This window comes from Brevibacterium yomogidense, from assembly GCF_900163715.1.
Taxonomy (GTDB): domain Bacteria; phylum Actinomycetota; class Actinomycetes; order Actinomycetales; family Brevibacteriaceae; genus Brevibacterium; species Brevibacterium yomogidense_A.
Map to the genome: position 1 here is coordinate 66,277 of NZ_FWFF01000001.1, position 24,221 is coordinate 90,497.

Below are 24,221 nucleotides of genomic sequence, written 5' to 3' on the forward strand. Positions count from 1 at the left end.
TCGCAGGCAGTCTGCGTGCTCAGCCGCTGAGCGGGAGTTCTGGAGGCAGGCCCAGGAGCACTACCCGGAATCGCGAGTGGAACAGCGTCCGTCTCCGCGGGTCGACGGCGCGTGGGGGAAGCCACCCGGGCAGCCCTCGTCGGAACACCGATTCCCAACCGGAGCGCTCGAACCAGCGGTGGTGGAACGGGCAGACCAGGGTGAGATTGTCGATCTCCGTCTTCCCGCCGCGGGCGTAGGCGACGATGTGGTGGGCTTCGCACCATTCGGCGGGAGCATCGCAGTCGGGGAACGTGCAGCCCTGATCGCGAGCCGCCAGGACCGCCATCTGACTGCGGGTGGCGAAGCGGCCCTGCGAACGGACTTCAACGGTCCGACCCCCGCCGTCAGCCAGGTGCAGGAACATCTGAGCGGCGTTCGACCATTCCTCCAGAGCATCGAGAGTCACTGGCCCGCCGGCGTGAGTGCTGAGTGTGGATCCTGGTGTGGTGAGCTCCGCCGCGCTGGCGGTGACGACGAGTGCATGGTCAGCACCGTGGAGGACGCGCTCGCGGGCAACGCTGCGCAGCAGGAAGGCGAAGCGGTCGTGACGAGCCAGTCCCGGTGAGTCTGATTCCCTGAGCTGCGCGAAGCTCCCACTCCGCCGGCCATCGTCGAGCACACTTCCGCCCTGACCTCCGCCCTGACCCTCCTCTGGCACATCCCCACCCGGCGGCGCACCGCTGCGGGGCGGGCAGATACCGGAGCCATCAGCATCGAACGTCGGTCCGCGACCGAGGATCTTCTCCCACACCGTCGATTCCGCGACGTCGGTGCCATCGGCGCGGACTCGGTCACGCAGGGACTGCACTTCTCGTGCGATCAGCTCCCGCAGGAAGACGGGCCAGCCATCGTTTTTCATGAGGAACTGCGGCTCGTCGTCGACGGCTGTGTAATTCGTCCCGTCGATCGCGACTCGCCCATCGGCATGGACCACGACCCGCGTGGCCTCCCAGACGGCTTCGCGCGGGATGTTCGGTATCGGCACGCCCTCGTCGTCCGTCGCAGACGTCACCGAGTACTCGTGATCGTCCCCGGGCGTTCGATTCGCCGAGTCGGGCAGTCCACTCGCCGAGTCGGGCACTCCGGTCGCTGGATCCCGCTCCTGGGTCGCAGAGGGGTCGTCGTTGCACTCCCGGTGAGGACGCACATCGACAGGAACATCGGTGTCCTTCATGCGGTGGTACAGAAGAGCGTGCAGGGTCGTCCCCGATGGGCAGTCGAGGAGCCCCGACAGGCGCCAGTCCCCGTTGCGCTGCTGGGACAGATTGACCCTGTACCGATGAGGATCGGTCTCGAACTTCGGAAGAGTCCCATCCGGATCCACATGACTGATGATCCGCTGGGTGAGCTTCGGCAGTTCCTTCAGCCGCACCGTCGGAGCCAGCTCGACGAGCGTCTTCTCCACCCTGTCCGCATACTTCGCTCGCGCCGACGGCGGCAGATCATCAACGGCGTCGCACAGCGCCCGCGCTTCGTCGGCACTGATGCGCCCGTCCGCGAAGTTGTCCGCGATCACCGGCCTCACCGGAGCCAGTGCCTCGCCGGTCTCGGAGATGCGGCCCGCCACGTACTCGCACAGCTGTGTCCGACGCCGAGCCTCCTGCGGCGTGATGCGGAATTCCCCGGCCAGCAGCGCCTCCGTCGTCCGATAGCCGTGCATCGCGCTGTCGCCGATCCGCTTGTATCTCGCCACGAGATCGGTGCTGAGGGAGTCCACCAGCCGCCGGACCACTTCGAGGGACCGCACCGCCGCCAGCACCTCCGGTGCTCCCAGCGACCCGTGCGAGCCGGTCTCACGCACCGCACGACCCACGTCGAGGAGCTCGACGAATCCCGGCGCCCTGCTCTCGAGAAGTTCCTGATCCGCGGAGTTGAAGGGGACGCGGAACGCCGGTTCATCGACAGTCCCATCAGGACTCTGCGACGTCGCCATGGCCACCTCCTCTGCCCCAGATGAACAACCCTGTTCTACCTGTCTTTCGAACAGTCTATTCGAAAGATTCAGAGAATGCCATAGTCTATTCGAACATTCGCGATCTTCTAGCGTCGGATGCGACTCATCCCTGCGTCGTAGACCGGCTCGGCCAGGACCTCGGCGCCGTGGACTCGGCCGAACCGCATGATCTCCAGCGGCGTCCCCGGTTCCGCGCGCTCCTCAGCCACCCACGCGAGCCCGATGACCTGGCCGGTGACGTAGCCGAAATCGGCGCTCGTGACCCAGCCGACGACCTCGGTACCGGCAAAGACGGGCGATCCGGCCTCCGGGCGGCCCGCATCCATCCGCATCCCGAAGGCTGCGAGCCTCCGCCCGCGCGAGGGCTGCCGCACAAGCGCGTCGCGGCCGATGAACCCACCGTCCTTCTCCATGCGCACGGCGAAGCCCAGACCCGCATCCTCCGGGGTGTCCTCCCTCGTCATGTCCGAGCCCCACGCGCGGTAGCCCTTCTCCAGCCGCAGGCTCGAGAAGGCCGCGCGCCCACCGGGCACGATCCCGTGCGGCGCCCCCGCGTCCATGAGCGCGTCCCAGAGGCGCAGCCCGTGGGCGGCCTCCGTGTACAGCTCCCACCCGAGTTCGCCCACATAGCTCACCCGCAGCGCGAGCACCGGCACCCCGGCCACCCGGATCCGCGCGGCGCGGAAGTAGCGCAGGCCCTCATGGCTGATGTCGCCCTCCGTGATCGGCTCCAGCACGTCCCGCGCCCGAGGCCCCCACAGGCCCACGCAGCACGTCGACGTCGTGATGTCGTCGAGCACGACGGTGCCGGATTCCGGCAGCAGTCGCGTGAGCCGGTCCAGGTCGAGCGGCCCGTTCGCCCCGATCATGTACTCCTCGCCGCCCAGACTGGTGACCGTGACATCGGAGAGGATCCCGCCCGTCTCATCGAGCATGAGCGAATAGGTGACCGCGCCCGGCAGCTTGCCCACCTTGTTCGTGTTGAGACGCTCGAGCCATGCGGTCGCCCCTGCGCCGCGCACCCGATAGCGCGTCAGTGACGTCATGTCGTAGGCGGCGACGCGGTTGCGGGTCGCCCAGGCCTCGGCTGCCGCGATGGGTGACCAGTTCACCTGGTCCCACGCATCGCGACGCGGCACGACCACGGGGACAGTGTCGCCGCCGCCCTCGGCCACACCACCCGGGACGGCCGGATCCTCCAGCGCCGTCGTCGCCGCAGCCGCCGCACCGAACGCCTTCACCGCCCGCGTCCGGAACTCCGGGTCGCTGAAGAGCTTCGCATTCTCCCCGTGCCACAGTGCCCGCTCCCAGCCGTTCGCCTCGTCGAAGTATCCGCCCGCGTCCTGGATCCGGGTGTGAAACGGGCTCGTCTTCAGTCCGCGCGTGACCACGGTCCCCTGGTGCGGGAAGGACACGTCGTAGACCTCGTCGTACGCCTCCGCCGCGCGTTCCCGGATCCACTGGTCACTCAGCAGCGCGGGATCGAAGCGTGCGGCATCGAGCTCCTGAGTCGCGACACCGGGGTCCCCGGTGAGCATCCAGTCGGCCAGCACCTCGGCACAGCCCGCCGAAGCCGTCACCCAGATCGCCTGCGCGGCCCAGAACCCGTCGAGCCGCGGCGAGGGCCCGAGCATCGGCCCGCCGTCGGGGGTGAAGGAGAAGACGCCGTTGAACTCGCCCTCCAGCGGCAGATCGGCGATCGCCGGGAGCAGACGAGCCGCCTCCGCACGGCAGAACTCGAAGTCCTCGCGGGTGAAGGCACGCTTCGCGGGCTCCTGACCCGATGCCAGCATGTGCGCGGTGTCGGTGAGATCCTCCGGCGCCAGCGGGATGGGCCTGTGCTCATACGCCCCGATCCCGATCCTGGTGCCGAACTCGCGCATGTACAGTCCCGCGCCCTGGTGCCGGATCATGGGACGCCCCGCCTGGTCGTCGCCCAGCGGCGAGCCGTCCGGGGCGGTTCCGGGCAGGTCCGGGACGGGCGCGGTCCACGCGTACCCGTGCTCCATCGGGTGCATCGGCAGGCGCAGGCCGCCCAGCTCCCCCAGCAGGTGCCCCCAGATGCCGCCGGTCGCGACGACGACGTCGGCCGGGATCGTGCGGCGGCTCGGGCTGGTCGAGTCGACCGCGGCCGAGGTCCCGCCCGCCGGCACCTCGGCGGCTTCCGCCCCAGCCCCACCCGTCGGCACGGTCGCGTCCTCGACGACGACCCCCGTCACGCGGCCGTTCTCCGTTTCGACGTCGACGACGCGCGTGAGGCCGATCGCCTCGGCACCACCTTCCTCCGCACGTGCCAGCTGATGTTCGACTGCGCGCTTCGAGTGGACGATCCCGTCGGTGGGCGTGTGGAGTGCACCGATGATCTGCGAGGTGTCGAGGCCGGGCCACAGCTCCGCGACGCGGGCGGGCTCGATGAGCTCCGCCGGCACGCCCCAGGCGAGCGCATAGCCGTATCGCCTCCGCAGCTCGGCGAGCTGCCCCTCCGTCGTCGCGACCTCGAGCCCTCCGATGCGGTCGAGGACGCGCCTGCCGTCGACCTCGAGCCCGTCCAGTTTGGCGAGGGTCCTCTGCGCCAGACCGCACATGACCCTGGAGCCGTTGACCTGGAACACGAAGCCCGGTGCGTGCGAGGACGAACCGCCGGTGACGGGCAGCGGCCCCTGGTCGAGGACGGTGACGCGGGTGCAGCCTCGCGTCACCAGTTCGTCCGCGAGCGCCGCGCCCACGACGCCCGCGCCGATGATGACGATGCGTGAGGACGGGTCGATCGCCCCGGGCGGTCGCGCGCTCACACGATCGGGAAGCGTCGTGGCAGCGCTGCTCGCGATGGTTCTGGGGACGGTGCCGGTCATGGCGTCTCCTGCATGCGGTGGTGTGGGGAGGGTGTGGTGAAGGGTGTGGTGAAGGGTGTGGTGAAGGGTGTGGTGAAGGGTGTGGTGACGGAGGTGGAGGAGCGTGTCGCGAGTCGTCGTCGACTCATTCGATGTTGCGCATCGCGCAACGCACGCGTATGGTGCAACCATTCAAGCGTGTGACACCCACCACGTCAAGGGTGCGGACGACCTGCCTCGAGCACCGCAGAACAGCCGAAGGGGACGCATGGGGATTCAGTCCATCGACCGAGCCGTCGAAGCGCTCGAAGCGCTTGCCGTCACCGGCACTGCGAGCGTCGGCCAGGTCGCAGACCGGCTGGGCGTCCACAAGTCGACGGCATCGCGGATCCTCGCCTCACTCGCCGCCCACGGGCTCGTCGAGCAGCGGGACGCGGGCGGCGCATACTCCTTGGGGTTCGGCCTGGTGCGCCTGGCGAGCGCGGTGACCAGCAGACTCGACTTCTCTCAGATCGCCCAGCGGCTCTGCGACCGGGTGGCGGAGGACCTGAGCCTCACCGCCAACGTCGCCGTGCTCGACGACGTGCACGCCGTGAACGTGTCGCAGGCCGTCGGCACGGGGCTGCTCGCGCCTCGGCACTACGTGGGTCTGCGGACACCGGGGCATGCGACCAGCTCCGGGAAGCTGCTGCTCGCGCACAGCGAATCCGCGAGGCGGACCATCGCCTCCCGCACACTCGACGCGCACACGGACCGGACGATCACGCGCAGCGACGCGCTGGAAGCAGAGCTCGGACGGGTCCGCACGCAGGACTGGGCAGCGTCGAACGAGGAGTGGGAGCAGCACATCACCGCCGTCGCCGTGCCCCTGCGCCTGCCCGATGGAACGGTCGAAGCCGCGCTCACCGTCACCGGCCCCACCCACAGCCTCCCGCCCGAGGCCTTCGCGCGGACGGCGCAGCGGATGCGCGAGCTGGCCACGGCCTCGGGCCGGTGGTCGTGAGGCAGGACCTCGGTCCTGCAGCCCCGACCCGACCGGCACCGCGGACGCTCTATGCTCAACTGCAGCTGACGACTCTGCTCCGAAGGGGCTTAGATGACCGATCCCTCCCATCCACCTGTCGAGGACCCCGCGACTGACCCCGCGACCGCTCCCGCAACCGGTCCCGCGAACGGTCCCGCGAACGGCCCCGCGCTCGCACCCCGGCGACGCCGCCGGATCCATCCCGCCTGGTGGGTGGCGGCCGTCGCGTTCCTCGCACTCTTCGCGGCCGCAGGGTTCCGCGGCGCTCCCGGTGCCCTCATGGTGCCGCTGCACGAGGACTTCGGCTGGTCGATGAGCATCATGTCGATCGCGGTGAGCATCAACCTCGTCCTCTACGGCCTGGTCGCACCCTTCGCCGCCGCGCTCATGGACCGGTTCGGGCTCCGCCGCGTCATCTCCTCCGCACTCGTCCTGATCGCCGTAGGCGCTGGCGGCAGCGTCGCGATGACGGCCTCGTGGCACCTGCTGATCTTCTGGGGACTCCTGATCGGCGCGGGCACCGGTGCGATGGCGCTCGTGTTCGCGGCGACGATCGCCGAACGGTGGTTCGTGAAGCGCCGGGGACTGGTCATGGGCGCGCTCACCGCCGGCGCCGCCACGGGGCAGCTGGTGATCCTCCCTCCCGTCGCGGCTCTTGCGGAGACGATCGGCTGGCGACCCGCATCGCTCGTCATCGCAGGAGTGGCGCTGATCGCCGTGCCGCTGGTCGCACTCGTGCTGCGCGACTACCCCGAGGACCGCGGCGTCATGCCGTACGGAGCGGATCCCGCGACATACACAGCACCGGTCCGCACGACCGGCGGTGCGATGAAGCGCGCGATCGACAGCCTCCGGTACGCAGCCTGCCACAGGACCTTCTGGGCGCTCGCGATCGCCTTCGCCATCTGCGGTGCGACGACGAACGGGCTGATCGGGATCCACTTCATCCCGTCGGCCCACGACCACGGCATGGCTGCGACGACCGCCGCGGGACTGCTCGCCGTCGTGGGAGTCTTCGACATCATTGGCACCGTGGCCTCCGGCTGGCTCACCGACAGGTTCGATCCGCGGATCCTGTTGCTGCTCTACTACGGATTCCGAGGCGTGGGGCTGCTGCTCCTCCCCTGGCTGCTGTCCGACAGCGTTCACCCGAGCATGCTGCTGTTCATCATCATCTACGGCCTGGACTGGGTTGCGACCGTCCCGCCCACCGTCGCCCTGTGCCGCGAGTTCTTCGGCGAGCGCGGGACGATCGTGTTCGGCTGGGTGTTCGCCTCCCATCAGATCGGCGCGGCGGCGGCCGCGGCGGGCGCCGGAGTGATCCGCGACGTGTTCGGCACGTACACCTACGCGTGGTGGGGAGGCGCTGCGATGTGTGCGATCGCCGCAGTCCTCTCACTCATGACGCGGACGAAACGTCGTGGCGCCGATCGGGATGTCGTCGCATCATCGGCTCGGTGATGAGATCCTGAGCGGGTGCGCACACGCAGCCCCCTCACCCGATCCGCCGTGCCCGCGGCGGCGATCCTCGCCCTCACCGTCCTCTCCGGGTGCATGAGCGCAGGTGAGCGCCCGACCGCGAGCCCCGGCCCGAGCGATCACCCGACCGATGGACCGGCACTGTCCACCGCCTCGGCCGCGGCCACGACGGACCCGTCCGTCGATCAGGAGCCCACGCCGTCCGGCGCGCCCACCACGTCGGCTCCCACTCCGCTGCCCACCGATGTCCCGGCAGCAGGCAGCGGCGACTGGGACACCGCCACGGCGGGATCGGAGGCCACGGGCGACGGCACGCCCTTCGACGTCGCCGTGCGGGTCGAGTCGAACCTGCCCGTCGACGTGGATGAGGCATCCGCGTTCATCATGGAGACGCTCCGCGACGAGCGGGGGTGGCAGGAACTCGACGGCGTCGCCTTCGGCCTCGTGACGGATGCGGACAGCGCGGACGCCGTGATCAGCGTCGCCTCGCCGAACACGACGGACCAGATGTGCGCGCCGCTCATCACCAACGGTGAGCTGTCGTGCCGCAGCGGCCGCGACGTCATCCTCAACGCGAAGCGGTGGGTGTCCGCGACGGACGAGTTCGACTCGCTGACCCAGTACCGCCAGTACCTCATCAACCACGAGGTCGGACACGCGTTGGGGCACGGCCACGAGAACTGTCCGGGGACGGGCGAGACCGCACCGCTCATGCAGCAGCAGACGAAGGGGCTGCAGGGGTGCGAGCCCAACGCCTGGCCGTCGGCCGGGTGAGGCTCGCCCGCTGTTCGCCCGCTCACGTGAACGTCACGACCGTCTTCCCCCGCGCATGACCGGACTCGACCCGCTCGACCGCCCGTGCTGCCTCGGCGAACGGCACGACGTCGTCCACGACGACCTCGAGCCTCCCGTCGGCCACCAGCGAGGCGAGCGCGCCGAAGACCTCGGTCGTCCGTCGCCGGACGACCCCTGAACCACCCGCGGCCGAGGCCCCCGCCGGGTCCGCGACACTGCGCACCCGGGTGCCCGCCAGCAGGCTGAGCGCGCCCGCGAGCGCGTCGCCGCCCACGCAGTCGAGGAGCGCATCGACCGGCCGCTCCCCCGGTCCGGGCTCGACCTCAGATCCGAGTCCGGCTCCTCCTGCAGCCCCACCACCGGCCACGGCTGCGCGGACGCGCTCCTCCCATCCGGATCCGGACGCGACGTGCTCGACACCGAGCCCCTCCAGCAGATCCCGTTTGGCCGCACTCGCGACGGCGATCACGCGCGCCCCGGCCAGGCGTGCGAGTTGGACCGCGTGGACGCCCACGCCGCCGCCCGCTCCGAGGACCAGGACCGTGTCTCCGTCTCCGCACGCGAGCTCAGCGATCGCATCGTTCGCGGTACCGACGGCCACAGGAATGCAGGCCGCGCGCACGGCGTCGAGGCCCGCGGGAACGCGGACCGCGCTCGAGGCATCGAGCAGGGCTGTCTCTGCGAACGCCCCGGTCCCGGGCGCACAGGAGCCGAACACGCGGTCACCGACGGCGATCCGATCCGACGCACCAGGCCCCACCTCGATGACGTCACCACACGCTTCACGGCCCATCGCCATCGGGAACTCGACCGGGAAGCCGCTCTGACGGGCGCCGGAGCGCACCTTGATGTCCGCCGGATTCACCCCGGCCGTGACAGTGCGGATCCTCACGCACCCGTCCTGCATCGTGGGTTCCTCCACCTCGTGGAAGCGCTGGACCTCGGGCCCGCCGTAGTCGTCGAAGCCGTAGATGCGCATGGATCCCCTCTCGTCTCCGCGCAGACGTGTGCTCGTGTGCTCACAGTGAGACGTGTGCTCGTAATGAGACGCGTGCTCGTGCTGACCTGCGCACATCAGTCTCTCCTGCGGACGCGCGCACGACCAGCGGCGTCCACCCTCCGAGCTGTCTGCGGACACACAGGCGGACACACAGTCGGAGCACCTATTCTGAGGTGTCCCGTCAGAGTGCGAGGAGCCCGACCCCGATGCCCGTCACGTTCGCTCATCCCCTTGCGGTCGCGCCCCTCGCCTGGCTGGGGCTGCCGCTCGGCGCCCTCGTCATCGGCACTGTCGTCCCCGACGTGCCGCTCTTCGCCCGTGCCGTTCCGGGCCTCGACGTCATGGGGCTCCTCATCGACGCTCCGGCTCTGCCGACCATGTTCGACCAGTACGAGTTCCTCCACTCGCTGACGGGCCTCGTGACGGTCGACCTCCTCATCGGACTGCTCCTTCTGGCCCTCTGGTGGCTGCTCCTGCGCCCCGCCTACAGAGACGCGCTGCCGAGGTCCCTGCGCGATCGGACGCATGATTCGCCGACGGGGATCCGGCCGTGGCTGCTCGCCCTGCCCGCCCTACTCGTCGGCTCGCTCACGCACCTCGCCTGGGACCAGCTCGCGGATGAGGGCGCCGCGGTCTCGCAGCAGATCAGTGCTCTGCAGGGGTCGATCGCCGGCTACTCCTACAGCCTGCTGCTCCAGTACGCATCCAGCCTGCTGGGGGCGATCGGCGTCCTCATCTGGCTGTACCTGCGCGTGTCGCGCCGGGACGCGCGTGCGGTCCCGCAGCGTCATCCCGAGCTCGCCGCCTGGATGTTCGCGGTCCCCGCCCTCGTCGCAGGCGTCGGGTCTGCGACGGTCCTCTACGGCGCGGCCCGGGCCTCCTCCGCAGAGACCCGGACAGCCGTCGGATTCTCCCTGCACGACTTCGCGTTCGACGCCCTCACGACGACCGTCGCGTACGCCGCCTGCGCGGCGATCGCCATGGCGATCGTGCACCGCCTCAGCCGCGGACGGCGAGGGCGAACGGAAGAACGCCCTCCGCACCGGCCAGCCTCAGCTCCCGAGCACACACTGTGAGCGTCCAGCGGGAGACGACCATGTCATCGACGAGCAGGACCGCGCGCCCGCGCACCTGATCGGCCTGCTCGGGCGACAGCGCGAAGGCGTTGTGCACCTCTTTGAGCCGGAAGGCGCTGTTGACGTCCGGCCCGCCGTGGTCATGGACCAGCTGCAGGTCCCCCAGGTCCTCGAGCTTGCCCGCGGCCGCCAGATTCGCCGCGAGTGAGCGGACCGTCTGGGGACGGCGCGAACTGGGGACCGCGATGATCGCGTCGGGGCGGCGCTCCCAGTTCCACTGCTGCAGTGTCTGCACGCACAGCGCACCGATGTCATCGGGCACGGGACCGTCCCCGGCTGCCGGAGCGAGGAACTCCCGCAGCCGCTGGCCGGGGCCCAGGTCCGTGAGGCGCGCGACCGCACGCCCCTCCTCCGCACGCTCCTCGACCGGGATGCGGCCGGAGAGCGTGACGCCCAGATTGGCCATCCCCGACGGCCACTGGCCCCGTGGGTCGAGGGGGATGCCGACGGAGGACAGCACCTGCCGAGCCTGATGGCGCGCCTCATCGCTCACGGAGTCGTCCCACCACTGCGCGTCGCAGTTGTCGCAGCGTCCGCAGTCCTGCGGGTCCGGGTCATCGAGCGCGTCGACGAGGTACCGCATGCGGCAGCCCGACGTCGTCTCGTACTCCAGCATCGACTGCGCCTCCGCGCGCCGCACCTCCGCCACGTGGCGGTAGCGCTCACCGTCGTAGCTCCATCCGACTCCCGTCGAGCTGTAGCCGCCGCGCACGCGCTGGACCGCGCCGTCGACGCTCAGGGTCTTGAGCAGCAGCTCGAGGCGGCCGCGCCTCACCCCCACCCGGGTCTCCAGCGCGGGGACGGACAGCGTCCCCTCCGTGTCCAGAGCGGAGAGCACCCCCTGTGCGTCCTCCTCAGAGGGCATCGAGGCGGTCGCGAAGTACTCCCAGATGTCGGAGTCCTCGTTGCCGGGCATCAGGAGCACGTCCGCGGACGACGTCGCGCGCCCTGCACGCCCGACCTGCTGGTAGTACGCGACGGGCGAGGACGGGGCACCCATGTGGATGACGAACCCCAGGTCCGGCTTGTCGAAGCCCATCCCCAGTGCCGAGGTCGCCACCAGCGCCTTCACCTGATTCTCCTTGAGCGCGACCTCCAGCCTCTCGCGCTCCTCCGTGTCCGTGCCGCCGGTGTAGGTCTCGACGTTCCAGCCCGCGTCCCGCAGCGCGCGCGTGGCGTCCTGCGCCGCCGACACGGTGAGGGTGTAGATGATCCCGGAGCCCCAGAAGTCGCCCAGGTGCTCCGCCAACCAGGCCAGCCGCACCCCGGGCGGCCGCACGGGTGTCACTCCGAGCCGCAGGGACGCCCGCGCGAGCTCTCCGCGGATGACGAGCGTGTCATCGCCCAGCTGCTCCGCGACGTCCGCGACGACCCGCGAATTCGCCGTGGCGGTCGTCGCGAGGACCGGGGTGCCGGGCGGCAGCTCGCGGATCATCGCGCCGATGCGCCGGTAGTCGGGTCTGAAGTCGTGGCCCCAGTCGGAGATGCAGTGCGCCTCGTCCACGACGATCATGCCCACGGAGCCGATCAGGTCCGGCAGCACGGAGTCGCGGAAGGCGGGGTTCGTGAGTCGCTCCGGCGAGACGAGCAGGACGTCGACGCGGCCCGCGGCCAGGTCTTCCCGCACCTCGTCCCATTCCGTCATGTTCGACGAGTTCAGCGTGCGCGCGACCACGCCGGCCCGGGCGGCCGCCGCGACCTGGTCGCGCATGAGCGCCAGCAGCGGGGAGATGATGAGCGAGGGGCCGCGTCCCGCACTGCGCATGAGCTTCGCCGCGATGAAGTACACGGCGGACTTGCCCCAGCCGGTGCGCTGAACGACGAGCGCCCTGCGGCGATCCGCGACGAGTGCTTCGATCGCCTCCGCCTGGCCGTCGCGCAGGCGCGCGTCCGGATTGCCGGTGAGGTCGACCAGGAGTCGCGCGGCCTCCTCCAGAAGTCCGTCCCTGTTCAGTCCGCTGTCCTGCATCTGGCGCCTCCGGTCTTCGCTTCCGTCCGGTACCGGCGGAGATCTCCACCGTATCGGCACTCTAGGTGAGGGGACGGACACAGCCGGTGAGAGGCCCTGACACGAGCACCGGCACGAGCACCGCCACGAGCACCGCCACGAGCACCGACGCGGGCATCGGCACAGGCTCCGGCACAGCACCGTCTCACGCCTCAGACCCGGGGTGTGTCGCACCACACGTCGGTTGCTACACTCGGTCCCACATGTTCCGGGGACGGTGAGATTCCGTACCGGCGGTGACAGTCCGCGACCCGCGTCCTCCCTCACAGGAAGACCGGTTGACTCGGTGGAATTCCGAGACCGACAGTAAAGTCTGGATGGGAGGAACATCGTGAGCGCAGGGCAGTCCTCTCGCGTCACGGGTCGCGCGATCGCACCCTGACCGCACCCTCGCGCAGGCACGCAGCACCCGCCGCGCAGCCACCTCCCATACCCCGGTGTAGAACCCGGGAGGGACGGATGGAACGGTCGGCGGAAGGCCCTTCCCCCACGTCAGTACCGCTCAGCACGCCGCCACAGCTCAGCACTGTGCACGCGGCCATGGATGCCGCCCTCGCAGCCGCGCGACGCGGCGTCCGCGGCGCGAATCCGCTCGTGGGCGCTGCCGTGCTCGCCCCCGACGGCACGATCGTCACCGGCCACCACCGCGGTGCCGGCACACCGCACGCCGAGCCGGACGCGCTGGCCGCCGCGCGCGCCGCAGGAATCGACCTCACCGCCTCGGTCGTCTGCGTCACCCTGGAGCCCTGCACCCACCACGGGCGCACCGGCCCGTGCACTGATCTGCTGATCGAAGCGGGCGTGCCCGAGGTCGTCGTCGCCGTCGCGGATCCCAACCCGTCCGCGGCAGGCGGCTGCGCACGACTGCGCGACGCCGGCGTGACGGTGCGCACCGGTGTGCGGGAGTCCGAGGCCCGCGCGCTCAACGCGCGCTGGCTGCAGGCCGTGGGCGAGCGCCGTCCCTACGTCACGCTCAAGATGGCGCAGAGCCTGGACGGACGGATCGCCGCAGCGGACGGCACGTCGCAGTGGATCACCTCGCCCGCGTCCCGCGAGCGCGTCCACACGCTGCGGGCCCGCGTCGACGCCGTCGTCGTCGGGACAGGGACCGCGCACGCAGACGATCCGCGTCTCACGGCCCGCCCCGCGTCCGAGGCCCCGGGCAGCAACCCGGTCGCGGTCACCCGGCCAGACTCCGGCACCCAGTCAAACCCTCACACCCAGTCGGTCCCAGATACTCAACCGGGCCCCGCCACACAGCCAGTCCCAGTCACCCAGCCGGTCCCGGTCGCCGTCGGGATGCGGGACCTCGCGCCGGATTCGCACCTGGCCCGCGATCCGCGCACCGTGCATCTGCGCACGCGCGATCCGCTCGCAGCGCTGCAGACCCTGCGCGAGCGCGGCCTCGAGCACGTCCTCGTGGAGGGCGGAGCCCATCTCGCCGGCGCTTTCCTCCGCGCAGGAGTCGTCGACGAGCTCGAACTGCACATCGCCCCGATGCTCCTGGGCGACGGCCTGCCCGGCCTCGCGGATCTGGGAGTGTCCACACTCGCCGAGGCCATCCGCTGGATCCCCGACGACACGCCTGCCGGGGTCTCCCCCGTCTCCTCCCCCGACTCCCACCGCGGGAACCCCGACACGATCCTCCGCCTCCGGCCGGCCGAGACACCCGAGCCCACACAGACGCCCGGAGCCACCCCGACGTCCGTTTCCTTCCCGGCCCCGGAAGCAGCCGAGACACCGGAGCCCACACAGACACCCGATCCCACACCTGCACCCGAGCCCACGAAGGGACGCTGAGACATGTTCACCGGAATCATCGAGGAGATGGGCGAGGTCGTCTCGCTCACACCCACTGACGCGGGCTCAGCAGTCCTGACGCTCCGCGCAGGCACCGTGCTGAACGGGTTGCCGGACGGCGGTTCACTCGCCGTCAACGGGGTGTGCCTCACGCAGGCACCGGAGTCTCTGCCCTCCGACGGCGCCGCCCGCTCGCTGACGACCGGCGTCTTCGTCGCCCACGTCATGGGCGAGACGCTCACCCGCACCACCGTGGGCGGACTGCAGTCGGGAGACCCCGTCAACCTCGAGCGCTGCCCTCGCGCGAGCGACCGCCTGGACGGCCACATCGTGCAGGGCCACGTGGACGGCACCGGCCGCGTGCTGGCCCGCGTCGACGAGGGCGACTGGGTCACGCTGCGCATCAGCGTCCCGGCGGACCTCGCGCCGTACACCGCCGAGAAGGGATCGATCGCGCTCGACGGGATCTCCCTCACGCTCTCAGCCGTGAGCCCCGCACCGGGAGGTGAGCCGACCGCCCGGCCGGCCACTGCCTCGGGCGCGGGTCCGTCTGTCGCAGAACCCTCCGACTCGGCCCAGCCCGATCCCGGCCACTGGGTCGAGGTCAGCCTGATCCCCGCGACGCTCGCCGCGACCCGCATGGGCGTGCTCGCAGTCGGCGACGAGGTGAACGTCGAGGTCGACGTCATCGCGAAGTACGCCGCCCGCCTCACGCAGTTCCAGGCGGCCGCGGACCGGACCTCCGCGCACCGAACCTCCGACCCCGCTCACGAAGCCGCCCCCACGAACGAAGCCACACCTGCTCACGAAGGAGACCTGACATGATCCGCCTCGACAGCATCGACGCCGCGCTGGCAGCGCTGCGCGACCGCCGACCCGTCGTCGTCGTCGACGATGAGGACCGGGAGAACGAGGGCGACCTCATCATGCCCGCCGTCGCGATGACGCCGGAGTGGATGGGCTTCATGATCCGGCACACCTCGGGCGTCGTGTGCGCACCCATGCCGGAGGCCCGCGCACGCGCACTCGACCTCCCGCCCATGACACAGGTCAACGAAGACGCGAAGGGCACCGCCTACACGCTCACGTGCGACGCCGCCGCCGGCATCACGACCGGCATCAGCGCCGCCGACCGCACGGTCACCGTGCACACGCTCGCCGCGCAGTCACCGGATCCCACGGCGATCACGCGACCGGGCCACGTGCTGCCCCTCATCGCCCGCGACGGCGGTGTGCGCGAGCGCCCCGGACACACGGAGGCCGGGGTCGAGCTGTGCCGCCTGACCGACAGCGGTGAGGTCGCCGTCATCGCGGAGCTCGTCCATGACGCGGGTCCGATGATGCGAGGCGAGGACCTGCGGACGTTCGCGGACGCCCATGGCCTGCCGCTCGTGTCCATCGCGGATCTCATCGTCCACCTCGACGCGCGGGACGGCGGTGCCGTCACGACCGTCCCGGAGGACGACACCCCCACCGCGCCCGAGGTCGTCGGCACCGAGCCCGTCGCCCTCCCCACTCCGCAGGGCACCTTCCTCACCCGCGCGTGGCGGGAGCTGGACTCGGCGGGACGGTCCGGCATCGAGCACCTCACGCTCGAGGCGGTCGCCCCCGCATCGGCTGGTTCCGCCCCCGCGTCGGCCGGAGCTGCCTCCACAACGGCTGCCGCGGCCTCGTCGCAGGACTCGCCTCTGGTGCGCGTCCACTCCGAGTGCCTCACGGGGGACGCGTTCGGCTCGCACCGCTGCGACTGCGGCGAACAGCTGGAGACGTCGCTCGACCTCATCGCGCAGCACGGCGGCGTGGTCGTCTACGTGCGCGGACACGAGGGCCGGGGCATCGGCCTGTGGGAGAAGATCCGCGCGTACTCGCTGCAGGAGGCCGGTGCGGACACGGTCGACGCGAACCTCCAGCTGGGTCACCCCGAGGACGCCCGTGACTACCGCGCGGCGGCCGCGATCCTCACTGCTCTGGATGTCTCGCGCGTCCGCCTGCTCACGAACAACCCCGCGAAGATCCGGGCGCTCGAGGCCCTGGGGGTCGAGGTCGTCGAGCGGATCCCCGTCGAGACCACGGCCCGCCCCCAGAACGCGCGCTACCTCGATACGAAGCGCACGCGGATGCAGCACCTCCTGGGCGGGAGCACCTCGCCCTCCCCTTCCACGCCCTCCGACCGAAAGGCATCCTGATGGCCCACCACGGCGCCCCCTCCCCCGCACTCACTCCGGCCGATCCGCAGAATCCCGAGGACTCCCTCAGCAGCCTCCGCGCTGTGATCCTCGCCGCCTCCTGGCATGACACCGTCATGGACGGGCTCATCGCAGGCGCCGAGCGCGCAGCCTCGGACGCCGGCATCGACGCGGAGGTCGTCCGCGTGCCCGGCAGCTTCGAGCTGCCAGTCGCCGCGGCGGAACTCGCCGATCGGTACGACGCGGTCGTCGCGCTGGGCGTCGTGATCCGCGGCGGCACGCCGCACTTCGACTACGTGTGCCAGGCGGCGACGGACGGCCTCACCAGGGTGTCGATCGATTCCCGCACCCCGGTGGGATTCGGGCTTCTGACCTGCGATGACGATGCACAGGCGCTCAACCGTGCGGGGCTCGCCGACCGCGGCGACGGCCAGCCGTCCGTCGAGGACAAGGGGTACGAGGCGACCGCCGCCGCACTGCAGACCGCCGCACTGCTCCGCAGCGTTCGCCGCAGCTGAGGCGCCTGTTCGGGGGCCGGGTGGAATCCGCTGCAGTGGACGTGCTCCAGGACTTCTGCGACGATTCCCTCCGGCCTCGCGCCGCCGGCAGGACCACTCTGGTCGTGCACGATCCCGAAGCGCCTGCATCGTCGCGACGATCATTCGTCGAGAGATGCGGGAGAAGGAAGATCCGAGCCGCGTCATGCAAGACACCCCCAATGAACAGAGTACGACCACCATGAGACAGGGTCGTCGGCGTTCCCGCCTCATGCTGTGGATGACGCTGGGCGCCATCGTCATGGTGTCCGCGTACAGCGCGATCTTCCTGGCCCTCATGGACCGCGAGGACCGGCCCTACGACTGGATCGACGCCGTCTACTGGACGATCACCACCATGTCCACACTCGGCTACGGCGACATCACCTTCTCCTCCAGCGCGGGCCGTCTCTTCTCGATGCTGGTCCTCGCCAGCGGGATCCTGCTCATCCTGGTGCTTCTGCCCTTCCTGTTCGTGCAGTTCATCGTGCGGCCCTGGATGGAGCAGCTGGAGAGGGCACGGGCGCCGCGCAGCGTGCCGGAGCACCTGCGCGGACACCTGATCCTGGTCGGCTTCGACGACGTGACCCAGACGCTGATCGCCCGTGCGAAGCGGGCCAGGACACCGGCCGTCGTACTCGTGGAGGATCCTGCGGAGGCCAGCCGCCTCCACGATGAGGGCTACCAGGCGATGGTCGGTCCCCTGGACTCTCCCGCCACGTATCGCAAGGCAGGGGTCGAGCGGGCCGTCATGGTCGTGTCGACGCAGGCCGATACGACGAACACCAACGTCGCGTTCACCGTGAGGCAGGTGAACAAGAGCGCCAAGATCGCGGTGACGGCGGACAAGGACGCCTCGGTCGACGTCTTGGAGCTGGCGGGCGCGGACCATGTCTTCCAGCTCAGCTCGAGCCTCGGGCGCGAACTCGCGAACCGTGCGGTCGGCACCCGCGGCCATGCCCACGTGGTCGGCTCGATCGGACACACGCTCATCGCTGAGGCCGCTGTGCGGGGCACACCCCTGGTCGGCCTCACGCTCGATCAGGTCACGCACCACCTGAAGTGCCCCGCTCGGATCCTCGCGATCATGCAGCGGGGGCGGCTGCGGCCCATGGGACCGGACAGCAGGATCGATGAGAGGGCCGTCCTGATCCTGGCCGGCTCGCGCAGTGAGCTGGACACCTTCAACGACCAGTTCCAGAGTCCCGAAGGCGTGGAGAGTCCCGTGCTGATCCTCGGGGGCGGACGGGTCGGGCGGGCCGTCGCCGGGACGCTCCGCGACTCCCGCGTGCCCACGACGATCGTCGAGAAGGTCCCCGGACGGGCGCCCGCCGGCTTCACCGTCGTCGAAGGGGATGCCTCCGAGATCGAGATCCTGAACGCCGCAGGACTCTCAGCGGCCTCCGCAGTCGTGATCACGACCCATGACGACGATTTCAACGTGTACCTCACCCTCTACTGCCGCCGGCTGCGCCCCGATCTGCAGATCGTCGCCCGCGCGACATCGGAGCGCAACGTGGCGACCCTCTACCGCGCGGGAGCGGACAGTGTCCTGTCCTACGCCACGATCGGCGCCACCGCACTGTGGAACGAGCTCGGCCGTGCCCACCGAGTCGTCATCGCGGAGGGCAACGAGCTGTTCTCGGTTCCCCGCCCGCGTTCACTGGGTGGCGCGGCACTGCGGGACGAGAAGATCCACGATGCGACTGGATGTCACATCGTCGCGGCGATCGACTCCCACGGGACCCTGCACGTCGAGACCGCAGGCATCCCCACCGAAGACCTCACGCACGTGGTGCTGCTGGGCGATCGCCACGCGGAGCGCGCGTTCCGGAACACGTATGCGAAGGGACGCTGAGCGCACGGATCAGGGACAATGGCAGTCATGCCCACCCTGCAGCACCGCTCCCCCGCGGACCACTACACACGGACCGCGCGCGCCGCTGCCCGGACGGTGATGCGGAGCTACTCGACGTCGTTCACGCTCGCGTCCTCCGCCCTGCCGCGCCGCATCCGCACCCACATCGAAGCGCTCTACGCGATGGTGCGGGTGGCGGATGAAGTGGTGGACGGAGCGTGGACGGGTGCCTCGCCCCAGAACGTCATCGGCGAGCTCGACCGGTTCGAGCAGGTCATCGCCCAGGCGGTGGAGCGCGGATTCTCCACGGATCTCGTCGCCCACGCGTTCGCGGCGAGTGCCCGTGCGACGGGCATCGGTCCCGCGCAGTGGGAGCCGTTCTTCGCCTCGATGCGCTCCGACGTACCAGCCGACCAGCCTCCACCCCCACCGAACCAGGACCTACCAACTTTCATCAGACCGCACACCAAAGAAGTTGTGCGGTCTGATGAAAGCTGGTGGGAACAGACTGCTGATAGTCAGTGGGAACAGACGGCACATGCGCGGGCGCTGACCGACGACGAGCTCGCCCGCTACATCCACGGGTCGGCCGAGGTCGTCGGCGAGATGTGCGTGCTCGCCTTCTTCGACGGGGCGCCGCTGCCCCGCGACGCGGAGGAGGCGCTGCTGCCGGGTGCCCGCGCGCTGGGCTCCGCCTTCCAGAAGGTGAACTTCGTCCGCGACCTCGCGCACGACTCCGCGCACCTGCGCCGCGGCTACCTCGTCGCACCGGGCCGCGCGTCGACGGACTTCACGGAGGAGCGGAAGGACCGCCTGGTCTTCGAGGTCTTCGATGAGCTCGCGACGGCCGCCCCGGTCATCGACGAGCTCCCGCGCACCGTCCGCGCGGCTGTGTGGACGGCGTTCGGTGTGTTCGCGGAGCTCAATCACCGCATCGCCATGACCCCGGCGCGACAGGTGGCGCGCCGGCGCGTGCGCGTCCCCGATCCGGTCAAGCTCACGATCGCAGCCCGCGCCGCGAGCGGACGCCCCCGCACCGCCTGGCCCGGGATGCCCGTGGCGTACTCGAGGAGGTCCGCATGAGCCGCGTCATCGTCATCGGGGCCGGCATCTCCGGCCTCGCGACCGCCGCACTCGCCGCCCAGGATGGGCACGACGTCACGGTACTCGAGCGGCTGTCCCAGGTGGGAGGCCGGGCCGCGACGCTCGAGGATGACGGCTTCCTCTTCGACACGGGACCGTCCTGGTACCTCATGCCCGAGGTGTTCGACGCGTTCTTCCGACGGTTCGGCACCACCGCGGAGCAGGAGCTCGACCTCGTCGACCTCACCCCGTCCTACCGCCTGTTCCCCGGCCACGTGCACCCGTCGGCGGCAGCAGAGACATCGAGCACAGCAGACCCGGCGAGCGGAGACCCCGGGCTCCCTGAACCCTTCGACCTCCCCGAGCCCCTCGACATCATCCCCGACCGGGCCGCCCTCCACGCGCTCTTCGAACGACTGGAGCCGGGGTCGTCGAAGGCACTCGACGACCATCTGGCGAGCGCCTCCCTGCTCTACGACCTCGCCCTCGAGCACGCCCTGCGCACCGACTTCGGCCGCGAGCACCGGGGCGCGGCCGGGATGCCGCGGCGGGTGCGGAGTCTTGGGCGCCTCGGCGCCGGTGTGCTCGCGGGAGCGGGCAGGGATCCGCAGGCGCGAGCGGCACTGCCCCAGCTGCCCGGCCTCCTGACAGGGTCGTTCCGCGACCACATCCACTCGCGATTCCGGCATCCGCTGCTGCGGCAGATCCTGCTCTATCCGACGGTGTTCCTCGCCTCCGATCCGGGGCGCACACCTGCGCTCTACCACCTCATGAGCCGGATGGATCTGATCGACGGGGTGAAGTACCCGATGGGCGGGATGGGCACGCTCATCGACGCGTTCACCCGCCTCGCGCTGGACGCAGGCGTCCGCATCACCACCGATGCCGAGGTCCTGTCCCTGCGCCCCGGGCCCGGCAGCAGCCGTGCGATCACCGAGGTCGTGTACCGGACCGCGGACGGGCTGCAGAGCATCGAACCCGATTGGGTCGTCGCCGCCTGCGACCTCCACCACGTGGAGACGCGCATGCTGCCGCCCAAGCTCGTGAGCGTGTCGAAGCGGGAGTGGGAGAAGCGCGACCCGGGGATGGGCGCGCTCACAGTGATGCTGGGGATCGAGGGGCGCGTGCCCGGCCTCTCCCACCACACCCTGTTCTTCACGGATGACTGGGAGACGAACTTCGCGTCCGTGTTCGGCGGGCGGGACGCGCGGCTGCCGGAGCCCGCGAGCACCTACGTGTGCGCGCCGACGGTCACGGACCCGTCCGTCGCCCCCGAGGGATGCGAGAGCCTCTTCCTGCTCGTCCCCTTCCCGGCGAATCCGACGCTGAAGGCGGGGCAGGACGAGATCGAGCGCTACGTCGACCGCGTCATCGACGCCGTCGGGGCACGAGTGGGTGCACCTGACCTGCGCTCCCGGGTCCGCGTGCGGCACGTGCGGGCGCCCGGTGATTTCGCGCTGAACCTGCGCGCGTGGTCCGGTACCGCCCTGGGTCCCGCGCACACGCTGAAGCAGAGTGCGATGTTCCGCGACTCGGTGGTCTCGCCGCAGGTGTCCAACCTCCTGCGCGCCGGGGCGTACACCGCTCCCGGGGTGGGACTGCCGATGTGCGTGATGAGTGCAGAGAACGCGTTCGATGCGCTGCGGTCGCTCGAGGGAAGGCGTGAGTCCGAGGGAGACCGTGGGGCCGAGGGGAGAGGAGACTCGTGAGCGCTCTCATGCCGTTCGCGTACATGAGCTGTCTGCTGTTCAGCATGTTCGGGATGCTCATGCTGGACTGGCGGCACCGGCTCTTCTGGTTCGCGGACTGGAGGCGGGCCGCGATCGTCCACGCGGCCGGGGTCGCGACGTTCCTCGTGTGGGACGTGTTCGGGATCGGGCTGGGGGTGTTCTTCCGCGGCGAGACGCCCTTCATGACCGGCGTCCTGCTGGCACCGGAGCTCCCCGTCGAGGAGCTGCTGTTCCTCACCTTCCTCTGCTGGCTGACGATGAACGTGTACGCCGGGGCGCGGAGGATCCTTCAGTGGCGCGAGCGGGTGGGGAGCGACGCATGACCTACTGGCTCCTCAACACTGTGTTCCTCGCGGGGGCGGTCGCCGTGCTCGTGTTCGCTCTGCGGTCGCGCGGTGCGCAGCGCTCCCCTCGCTCCCGTCTGCACCGATCCGCCCTCGTCGTCACCGCGAGCGTGCTGCTCGTGCTCACCGCCGTCTTCGACAACATCATGATCGGGGTGGGTCTGGTCGACTACGACGATGCGCGGATCTCCGGCATCAAGCTGGGGATCATGCCGGTCGAGGACTTCGCCTACACGATCTTCGCGGTGCTGGCGCTGCCGGCGCTGTGGACGCTGCTGGGTGCCAGGCGTGACGACCGCGCAGACGAGGCACGGTGACCGACCGCCTGCCGCCGGCCCGCGTGCTGCGGCACCTCGTCGTCACGTCCCGGCCCCTCTCGTGGATCAACACCGCGTACCCGTTCGGTGCCGCGTGGCTGCTGGCCGGCGGCGGGCTCGATGCGACGTTCTGGGTGGGGTGCTTCTTCTTCCTCGTCCCCTACAACCTGGCGATGTACGGCATCAACGACGTCTTCGACTTCGAATCGGATCTGCGCAATCCGCGCAAGGGCGGCCTCGAGGGCGATGTCCTGGACCGCCGGGTCCACCGCACGGTCCTCTGGGCAGCGGCGCTCACGTGCGTGCCGTTCGTGGTGTGGCTGCTGGTGGCGGGCGGGCCCCAAGCAATCACCGCTGTCATCCCGGTCCTGGGTCTCTCCCTCTTCGCAGTCGTCGCGTACAGCGTGCGCGGTCTGCGGTTCAAGGAGATCCCGCTGCTGGACTCGCTCACCTCGTCCACGCACTTCTCCTCCCCCGCCTGGGTGGCACTCGCCGTTCTGAGCACGTGGCCCTCACCGGCCGGCTGGTGCGGTCTGGCGGCGTTCTTCCTCTGGGGCGTGGCGAGCCAGGCGTTCGGTGCGGTCCAGGACGTGGGCCCCGATCGCGAGGCCGGACTCGGCTCGATCGCCACCGTCCTCGGGGCGCGGGCAACGGTGTGGGTGTCGCTCGCGGGCTATGTCGCCGCGGGGGTGCTGGCCCTCGGCGCGGGGCCGGTGCTCCAGTGGGCGGCGCTGGGAGCGGTGCCGTACATCGTGTCCGTCGCGCGCTTCGTCACCGTCACGGACCAGACGTCTGCCGACGCCCACCGAGGGTGGACGACCTTCCTCTGGCTCAACTACTTGGTGGGCTTCGGGGTGACGATGCTGCTGCTCGTCCACGCAGGCGCCCTGCCTGTGCCCGGTGTGCCGTCCGCTGCCGGGCTCCTGTCCGCGGCCGGGCTTACACTCGCGACATGAGCGCTCCCCGACTCCACATCATCGCCCTGGGAGGCACGATCGCCTCCGCACCGCAGACCGATGCCGCCTCCGGCGTCATGCCCACCATCGGTGCGGAGCAGATCGCCGCCGCCGCACAGCTCGACACGCTCACCCTCGAAGACGAGCCGCCGCTGGTCACCTTCGAGCAGCTCGCGCAGGTGGGCTCTGGGTCGATCACGCTGACCCACCTCTTCGACGCCGTGCGGTCGATCCGGCGAGCCGCGGCCGACGGGGCGGACGGCGTCGTCCTCACGCAGGGGACGGACACGCTCGAGGATTCGGCCTTCGTCCTCGCCCTGCTCAACGACGCGGGCATCCCCGTCGTCCTCACGGGTGCGATGCGCAACCCATCCCTACCGGGCGCCGATGGCGGAGCCAATGTGCGGTCAGCCGCCCGCACGGCCCTCGATCCTCGGATGAAGGAGCTCGCAGCCGACCGTCGCCTGGCAGCTGCCCTGGTCTTCGCCGACGAGGTCTTCGACCCGCTGTCGGTCACGAAGGCGCACACGACCTCGGTCGCGGCGTTCCAGGCCGGGCTGGGCCAGGGACCGCTGGGCTGGGTCTCCGAGGACCGTCTCGTCCTGCCCCACGCCCCCGCCGCCTCCCGCGCCGTCCCCGGCTGGTCCGTGCCTGATCTGTCAGTGCCTGACCAGTCCGTGCCCGACCAGTCCGTGCCCGAGGCCCCGACGAGCGACCAGCCCACTCCCGAACCTGCACCGGCCTTCCCCCGGGTCGCGGTCCTCGAGGTGGGCCTCGACGACGACCTGTCGCTCGTGGAGGAGCTCGCCGAGGCCGGGTACGCGGGCTGCGTGCTGGCCGGCGTGGGCGGTGGCCATGTGCCGCAGTCCACCGTCGCACGAGTCGCCGCGGTGGCAGCCGAGGTCCCAGTCGTCCTGGCGTCTAGGACCGGAGCCGGCGCGACGCTCGAGCGGACCTACGGGTACCCCGGCGCGGAGATCGACCTGCTGGGACGCGGACTCGTCCCCGCGGGGACGCTCAACGCGCGGAAGGCGCGGCTGGCACTGATCCTCGCGCTCCACTTCGGCACGGACTTCCCAGTTCTCTGACGACGTTCTCTGACGACCCTGCTCTGACGGCCCTCGGGCACCTCTCTGGCACCG

General features: G+C 70.5%; 19 protein-coding genes and 1 riboswitch. Of the genes, 15 read left to right on the top strand and 4 right to left on the bottom strand.

From position 1 onward, the window contains the following. Window positions 1-19 precede the first annotated feature (19 nt). Both FM105_RS00270 and FM105_RS00275 read right to left on the bottom strand, forming a co-directional pair. A complete protein-coding gene (locus FM105_RS00270; protein ID WP_087002979.1) occupies window positions 20-1,975 on the bottom strand; it encodes an HNH endonuclease signature motif containing protein in 1,956 nt (651 codons plus the stop codon). A 107-nt stretch (window positions 1,976-2,082) separates the two neighbouring features. Continuing rightward, complete coding sequence (locus FM105_RS00275; RefSeq protein WP_087002982.1) at window positions 2,083-4,848, bottom strand: FAD-dependent oxidoreductase; 2,766 nt, start codon at window positions 4,846-4,848, stop codon at window positions 2,083-2,085. Window positions 4,849-5,095: 247 nt separating this feature from the next. On the opposite strand from FM105_RS00275, the gene FM105_RS00280 reads away from it, so the two are divergent. From FM105_RS00280 to FM105_RS00290, 3 genes are all read left to right on the top strand, one after another. Then, window positions 5,096-5,830, top strand: a complete 735-nt coding sequence (locus tag FM105_RS00280; protein ID WP_087002985.1) for an IclR family transcriptional regulator — start codon at window positions 5,096-5,098, stop codon at window positions 5,828-5,830. Window positions 5,831-5,923: 93 nt separating this feature from the next. After that, a complete protein-coding gene (locus tag FM105_RS00285; RefSeq protein WP_087002988.1) occupies window positions 5,924-7,312 on the top strand; it encodes an MFS transporter in 1,389 nt (462 codons plus the stop codon). A gap of 15 nt (window positions 7,313-7,327) precedes the next feature. Continuing rightward, entirely contained in the window at window positions 7,328-8,104 is a 777-nt protein-coding gene (locus tag FM105_RS00290) for a DUF3152 domain-containing protein (protein WP_256970112.1), read from the top strand. Window positions 8,105-8,126: 22 nt separating this feature from the next. Here FM105_RS00290 and FM105_RS00295 read toward each other — a convergent pair whose 3' ends face one another. Next, a complete protein-coding gene (locus FM105_RS00295) occupies window positions 8,127-9,104 on the bottom strand; it encodes an NADP-dependent oxidoreductase (protein ID WP_087002991.1) in 978 nt (325 codons plus the stop codon). Window positions 9,105-9,331: 227 nt separating this feature from the next. Between FM105_RS00295 and FM105_RS00300 the strand changes: the two genes are divergently transcribed. Next, entirely contained in the window at window positions 9,332-10,201 is an 870-nt protein-coding gene (locus FM105_RS00300; protein WP_087002995.1) for a DUF4184 family protein, read from the top strand. On the opposite strand, the gene FM105_RS00305 is transcribed toward FM105_RS00300, so the two are convergent. After that, window positions 10,125-12,230 (bottom strand): RecQ family ATP-dependent DNA helicase, encoded by a 2,106-nt coding sequence (locus FM105_RS00305; RefSeq protein WP_087002998.1) that lies wholly within the window; start codon window positions 12,228-12,230, stop codon window positions 10,125-10,127. The two genes, FM105_RS00300 and FM105_RS00305, sit on opposite strands and share 77 nt — an antisense overlap. A gap of 239 nt (window positions 12,231-12,469) precedes the next feature. Beyond that, a riboswitch (FMN riboswitch) is annotated at window positions 12,470-12,602 on the top strand. Between the two features lie 207 nt (window positions 12,603-12,809). Here FM105_RS00305 and ribD point away from each other — a divergent pair. The 11 genes from ribD to FM105_RS00360 all read left to right on the top strand — a co-directional run bounded on the left by ribD (window position 12,810) and on the right by FM105_RS00360 (window position 24,167). Further along, on the top strand, window positions 12,810-14,069 hold the full coding sequence (gene ribD / locus FM105_RS00310; protein WP_087003000.1) for a bifunctional diaminohydroxyphosphoribosylaminopyrimidine deaminase/5-amino-6-(5-phosphoribosylamino)uracil reductase RibD: 1,260 nt from the start codon (window positions 12,810-12,812) through the stop codon (window positions 14,067-14,069). Between the two features lie 3 nt (window positions 14,070-14,072). Further along, on the top strand, window positions 14,073-14,894 hold the full coding sequence (locus FM105_RS00315) for a riboflavin synthase (protein WP_087003003.1): 822 nt from the start codon (window positions 14,073-14,075) through the stop codon (window positions 14,892-14,894). Then, window positions 14,891-16,255 carry a GTP cyclohydrolase II gene (gene ribA / locus FM105_RS00320; protein WP_087003006.1) on the top strand — a complete coding sequence of 455 codons (1,365 nt, stop codon included), beginning with the start codon at window positions 14,891-14,893 and terminating at the stop codon, window positions 16,253-16,255. The genes FM105_RS00315 and ribA overlap by 4 nt, the downstream gene beginning before the upstream one ends. Further along, window positions 16,255-16,773: a 6,7-dimethyl-8-ribityllumazine synthase gene (ribH, locus tag FM105_RS00325; RefSeq protein WP_087003009.1), complete on the top strand. Its 519-nt coding sequence runs from the start codon at window positions 16,255-16,257 to the stop codon at window positions 16,771-16,773. The genes ribA and ribH overlap by 1 nt, the downstream gene beginning before the upstream one ends. 220 nt (window positions 16,774-16,993) lie before the next feature. Then, window positions 16,994-18,649 carry a potassium channel family protein gene (locus tag FM105_RS00330; RefSeq protein ID WP_087003012.1) on the top strand — a complete coding sequence of 552 codons (1,656 nt, stop codon included), beginning with the start codon at window positions 16,994-16,996 and terminating at the stop codon, window positions 18,647-18,649. Between the two features lie 27 nt (window positions 18,650-18,676). Next, a complete protein-coding gene (locus FM105_RS00335; RefSeq protein WP_179206994.1) occupies window positions 18,677-19,732 on the top strand; it encodes a phytoene/squalene synthase family protein in 1,056 nt (351 codons plus the stop codon). Beyond that, window positions 19,729-21,441 carry a phytoene desaturase family protein gene (gene crtI / locus FM105_RS00340; protein WP_087003018.1) on the top strand — a complete coding sequence of 571 codons (1,713 nt, stop codon included), beginning with the start codon at window positions 19,729-19,731 and terminating at the stop codon, window positions 21,439-21,441. The genes FM105_RS00335 and crtI overlap by 4 nt, the downstream gene beginning before the upstream one ends. Then, window positions 21,438-21,785 (top strand): lycopene cyclase domain-containing protein, encoded by a 348-nt coding sequence (locus FM105_RS00345; protein ID WP_373404764.1) that lies wholly within the window; start codon window positions 21,438-21,440, stop codon window positions 21,783-21,785. Before crtI ends, FM105_RS00345 begins: the two co-directional genes overlap by 4 nt. After that, window positions 21,782-22,123, top strand: coding sequence for a lycopene cyclase domain-containing protein (locus tag FM105_RS00350; protein WP_087003021.1), 342 nt, complete (start codon window positions 21,782-21,784; stop codon window positions 22,121-22,123). Before FM105_RS00345 ends, FM105_RS00350 begins: the two co-directional genes overlap by 4 nt. Next, window positions 22,120-23,079, top strand: a complete 960-nt coding sequence (locus tag FM105_RS00355; RefSeq protein WP_256970113.1) for a prenyltransferase — start codon at window positions 22,120-22,122, stop codon at window positions 23,077-23,079. Before FM105_RS00350 ends, FM105_RS00355 begins: the two co-directional genes overlap by 4 nt. Continuing rightward, window positions 23,076-24,167, top strand: a complete 1,092-nt coding sequence (locus FM105_RS00360) for an asparaginase domain-containing protein (protein ID WP_087003023.1) — start codon at window positions 23,076-23,078, stop codon at window positions 24,165-24,167. Before FM105_RS00355 ends, FM105_RS00360 begins: the two co-directional genes overlap by 4 nt. Window positions 24,168-24,221 lie beyond the last annotated feature (54 nt).

Bases quoted from the DNA above. Each gene is read 5' to 3' on its own strand.
- FM105_RS00270 (WP_087002979.1), bottom strand. From the start codon at position 1,975: ATGGCGACGTCGCAGAGTCCTGATGGGACTGTCGATGAACCGGCGTTC.
- FM105_RS00275 (WP_087002982.1), bottom strand. From the start codon at position 4,848: ATGACCGGCACCGTCCCCAGAACCATCGCGAGCAGCGCTGCCACGACG.
- FM105_RS00280 (WP_087002985.1), top strand. From the start codon at position 5,096: ATGGGGATTCAGTCCATCGACCGAGCCGTCGAAGCGCTCGAAGCGCTT.
- FM105_RS00285 (WP_087002988.1), top strand. From the start codon at position 5,924: ATGACCGATCCCTCCCATCCACCTGTCGAGGACCCCGCGACTGACCCC.
- FM105_RS00295 (WP_087002991.1), bottom strand. From the start codon at position 9,104: ATGCGCATCTACGGCTTCGACGACTACGGCGGGCCCGAGGTCCAGCGC.
- FM105_RS00300 (WP_087002995.1), top strand. From the start codon at position 9,332: ATGCCCGTCACGTTCGCTCATCCCCTTGCGGTCGCGCCCCTCGCCTGG.
- FM105_RS00305 (WP_087002998.1), bottom strand. From the start codon at position 12,230: ATGCAGGACAGCGGACTGAACAGGGACGGACTTCTGGAGGAGGCCGCG.
- ribD (WP_087003000.1), top strand. From the start codon at position 12,810: ATGGATGCCGCCCTCGCAGCCGCGCGACGCGGCGTCCGCGGCGCGAAT.
- FM105_RS00315 (WP_087003003.1), top strand. From the start codon at position 14,073: ATGTTCACCGGAATCATCGAGGAGATGGGCGAGGTCGTCTCGCTCACA.
- ribA (WP_087003006.1), top strand. From the start codon at position 14,891: ATGATCCGCCTCGACAGCATCGACGCCGCGCTGGCAGCGCTGCGCGAC.
- ribH (WP_087003009.1), top strand. From the start codon at position 16,255: ATGGCCCACCACGGCGCCCCCTCCCCCGCACTCACTCCGGCCGATCCG.
- FM105_RS00330 (WP_087003012.1), top strand. From the start codon at position 16,994: ATGAGACAGGGTCGTCGGCGTTCCCGCCTCATGCTGTGGATGACGCTG.
- FM105_RS00335 (WP_179206994.1), top strand. From the start codon at position 18,677: ATGCCCACCCTGCAGCACCGCTCCCCCGCGGACCACTACACACGGACC.
- crtI (WP_087003018.1), top strand. From the start codon at position 19,729: ATGAGCCGCGTCATCGTCATCGGGGCCGGCATCTCCGGCCTCGCGACC.
- FM105_RS00350 (WP_087003021.1), top strand. From the start codon at position 21,782: ATGACCTACTGGCTCCTCAACACTGTGTTCCTCGCGGGGGCGGTCGCC.
- FM105_RS00360 (WP_087003023.1), top strand. From the start codon at position 23,076: ATGAGCGCTCCCCGACTCCACATCATCGCCCTGGGAGGCACGATCGCC.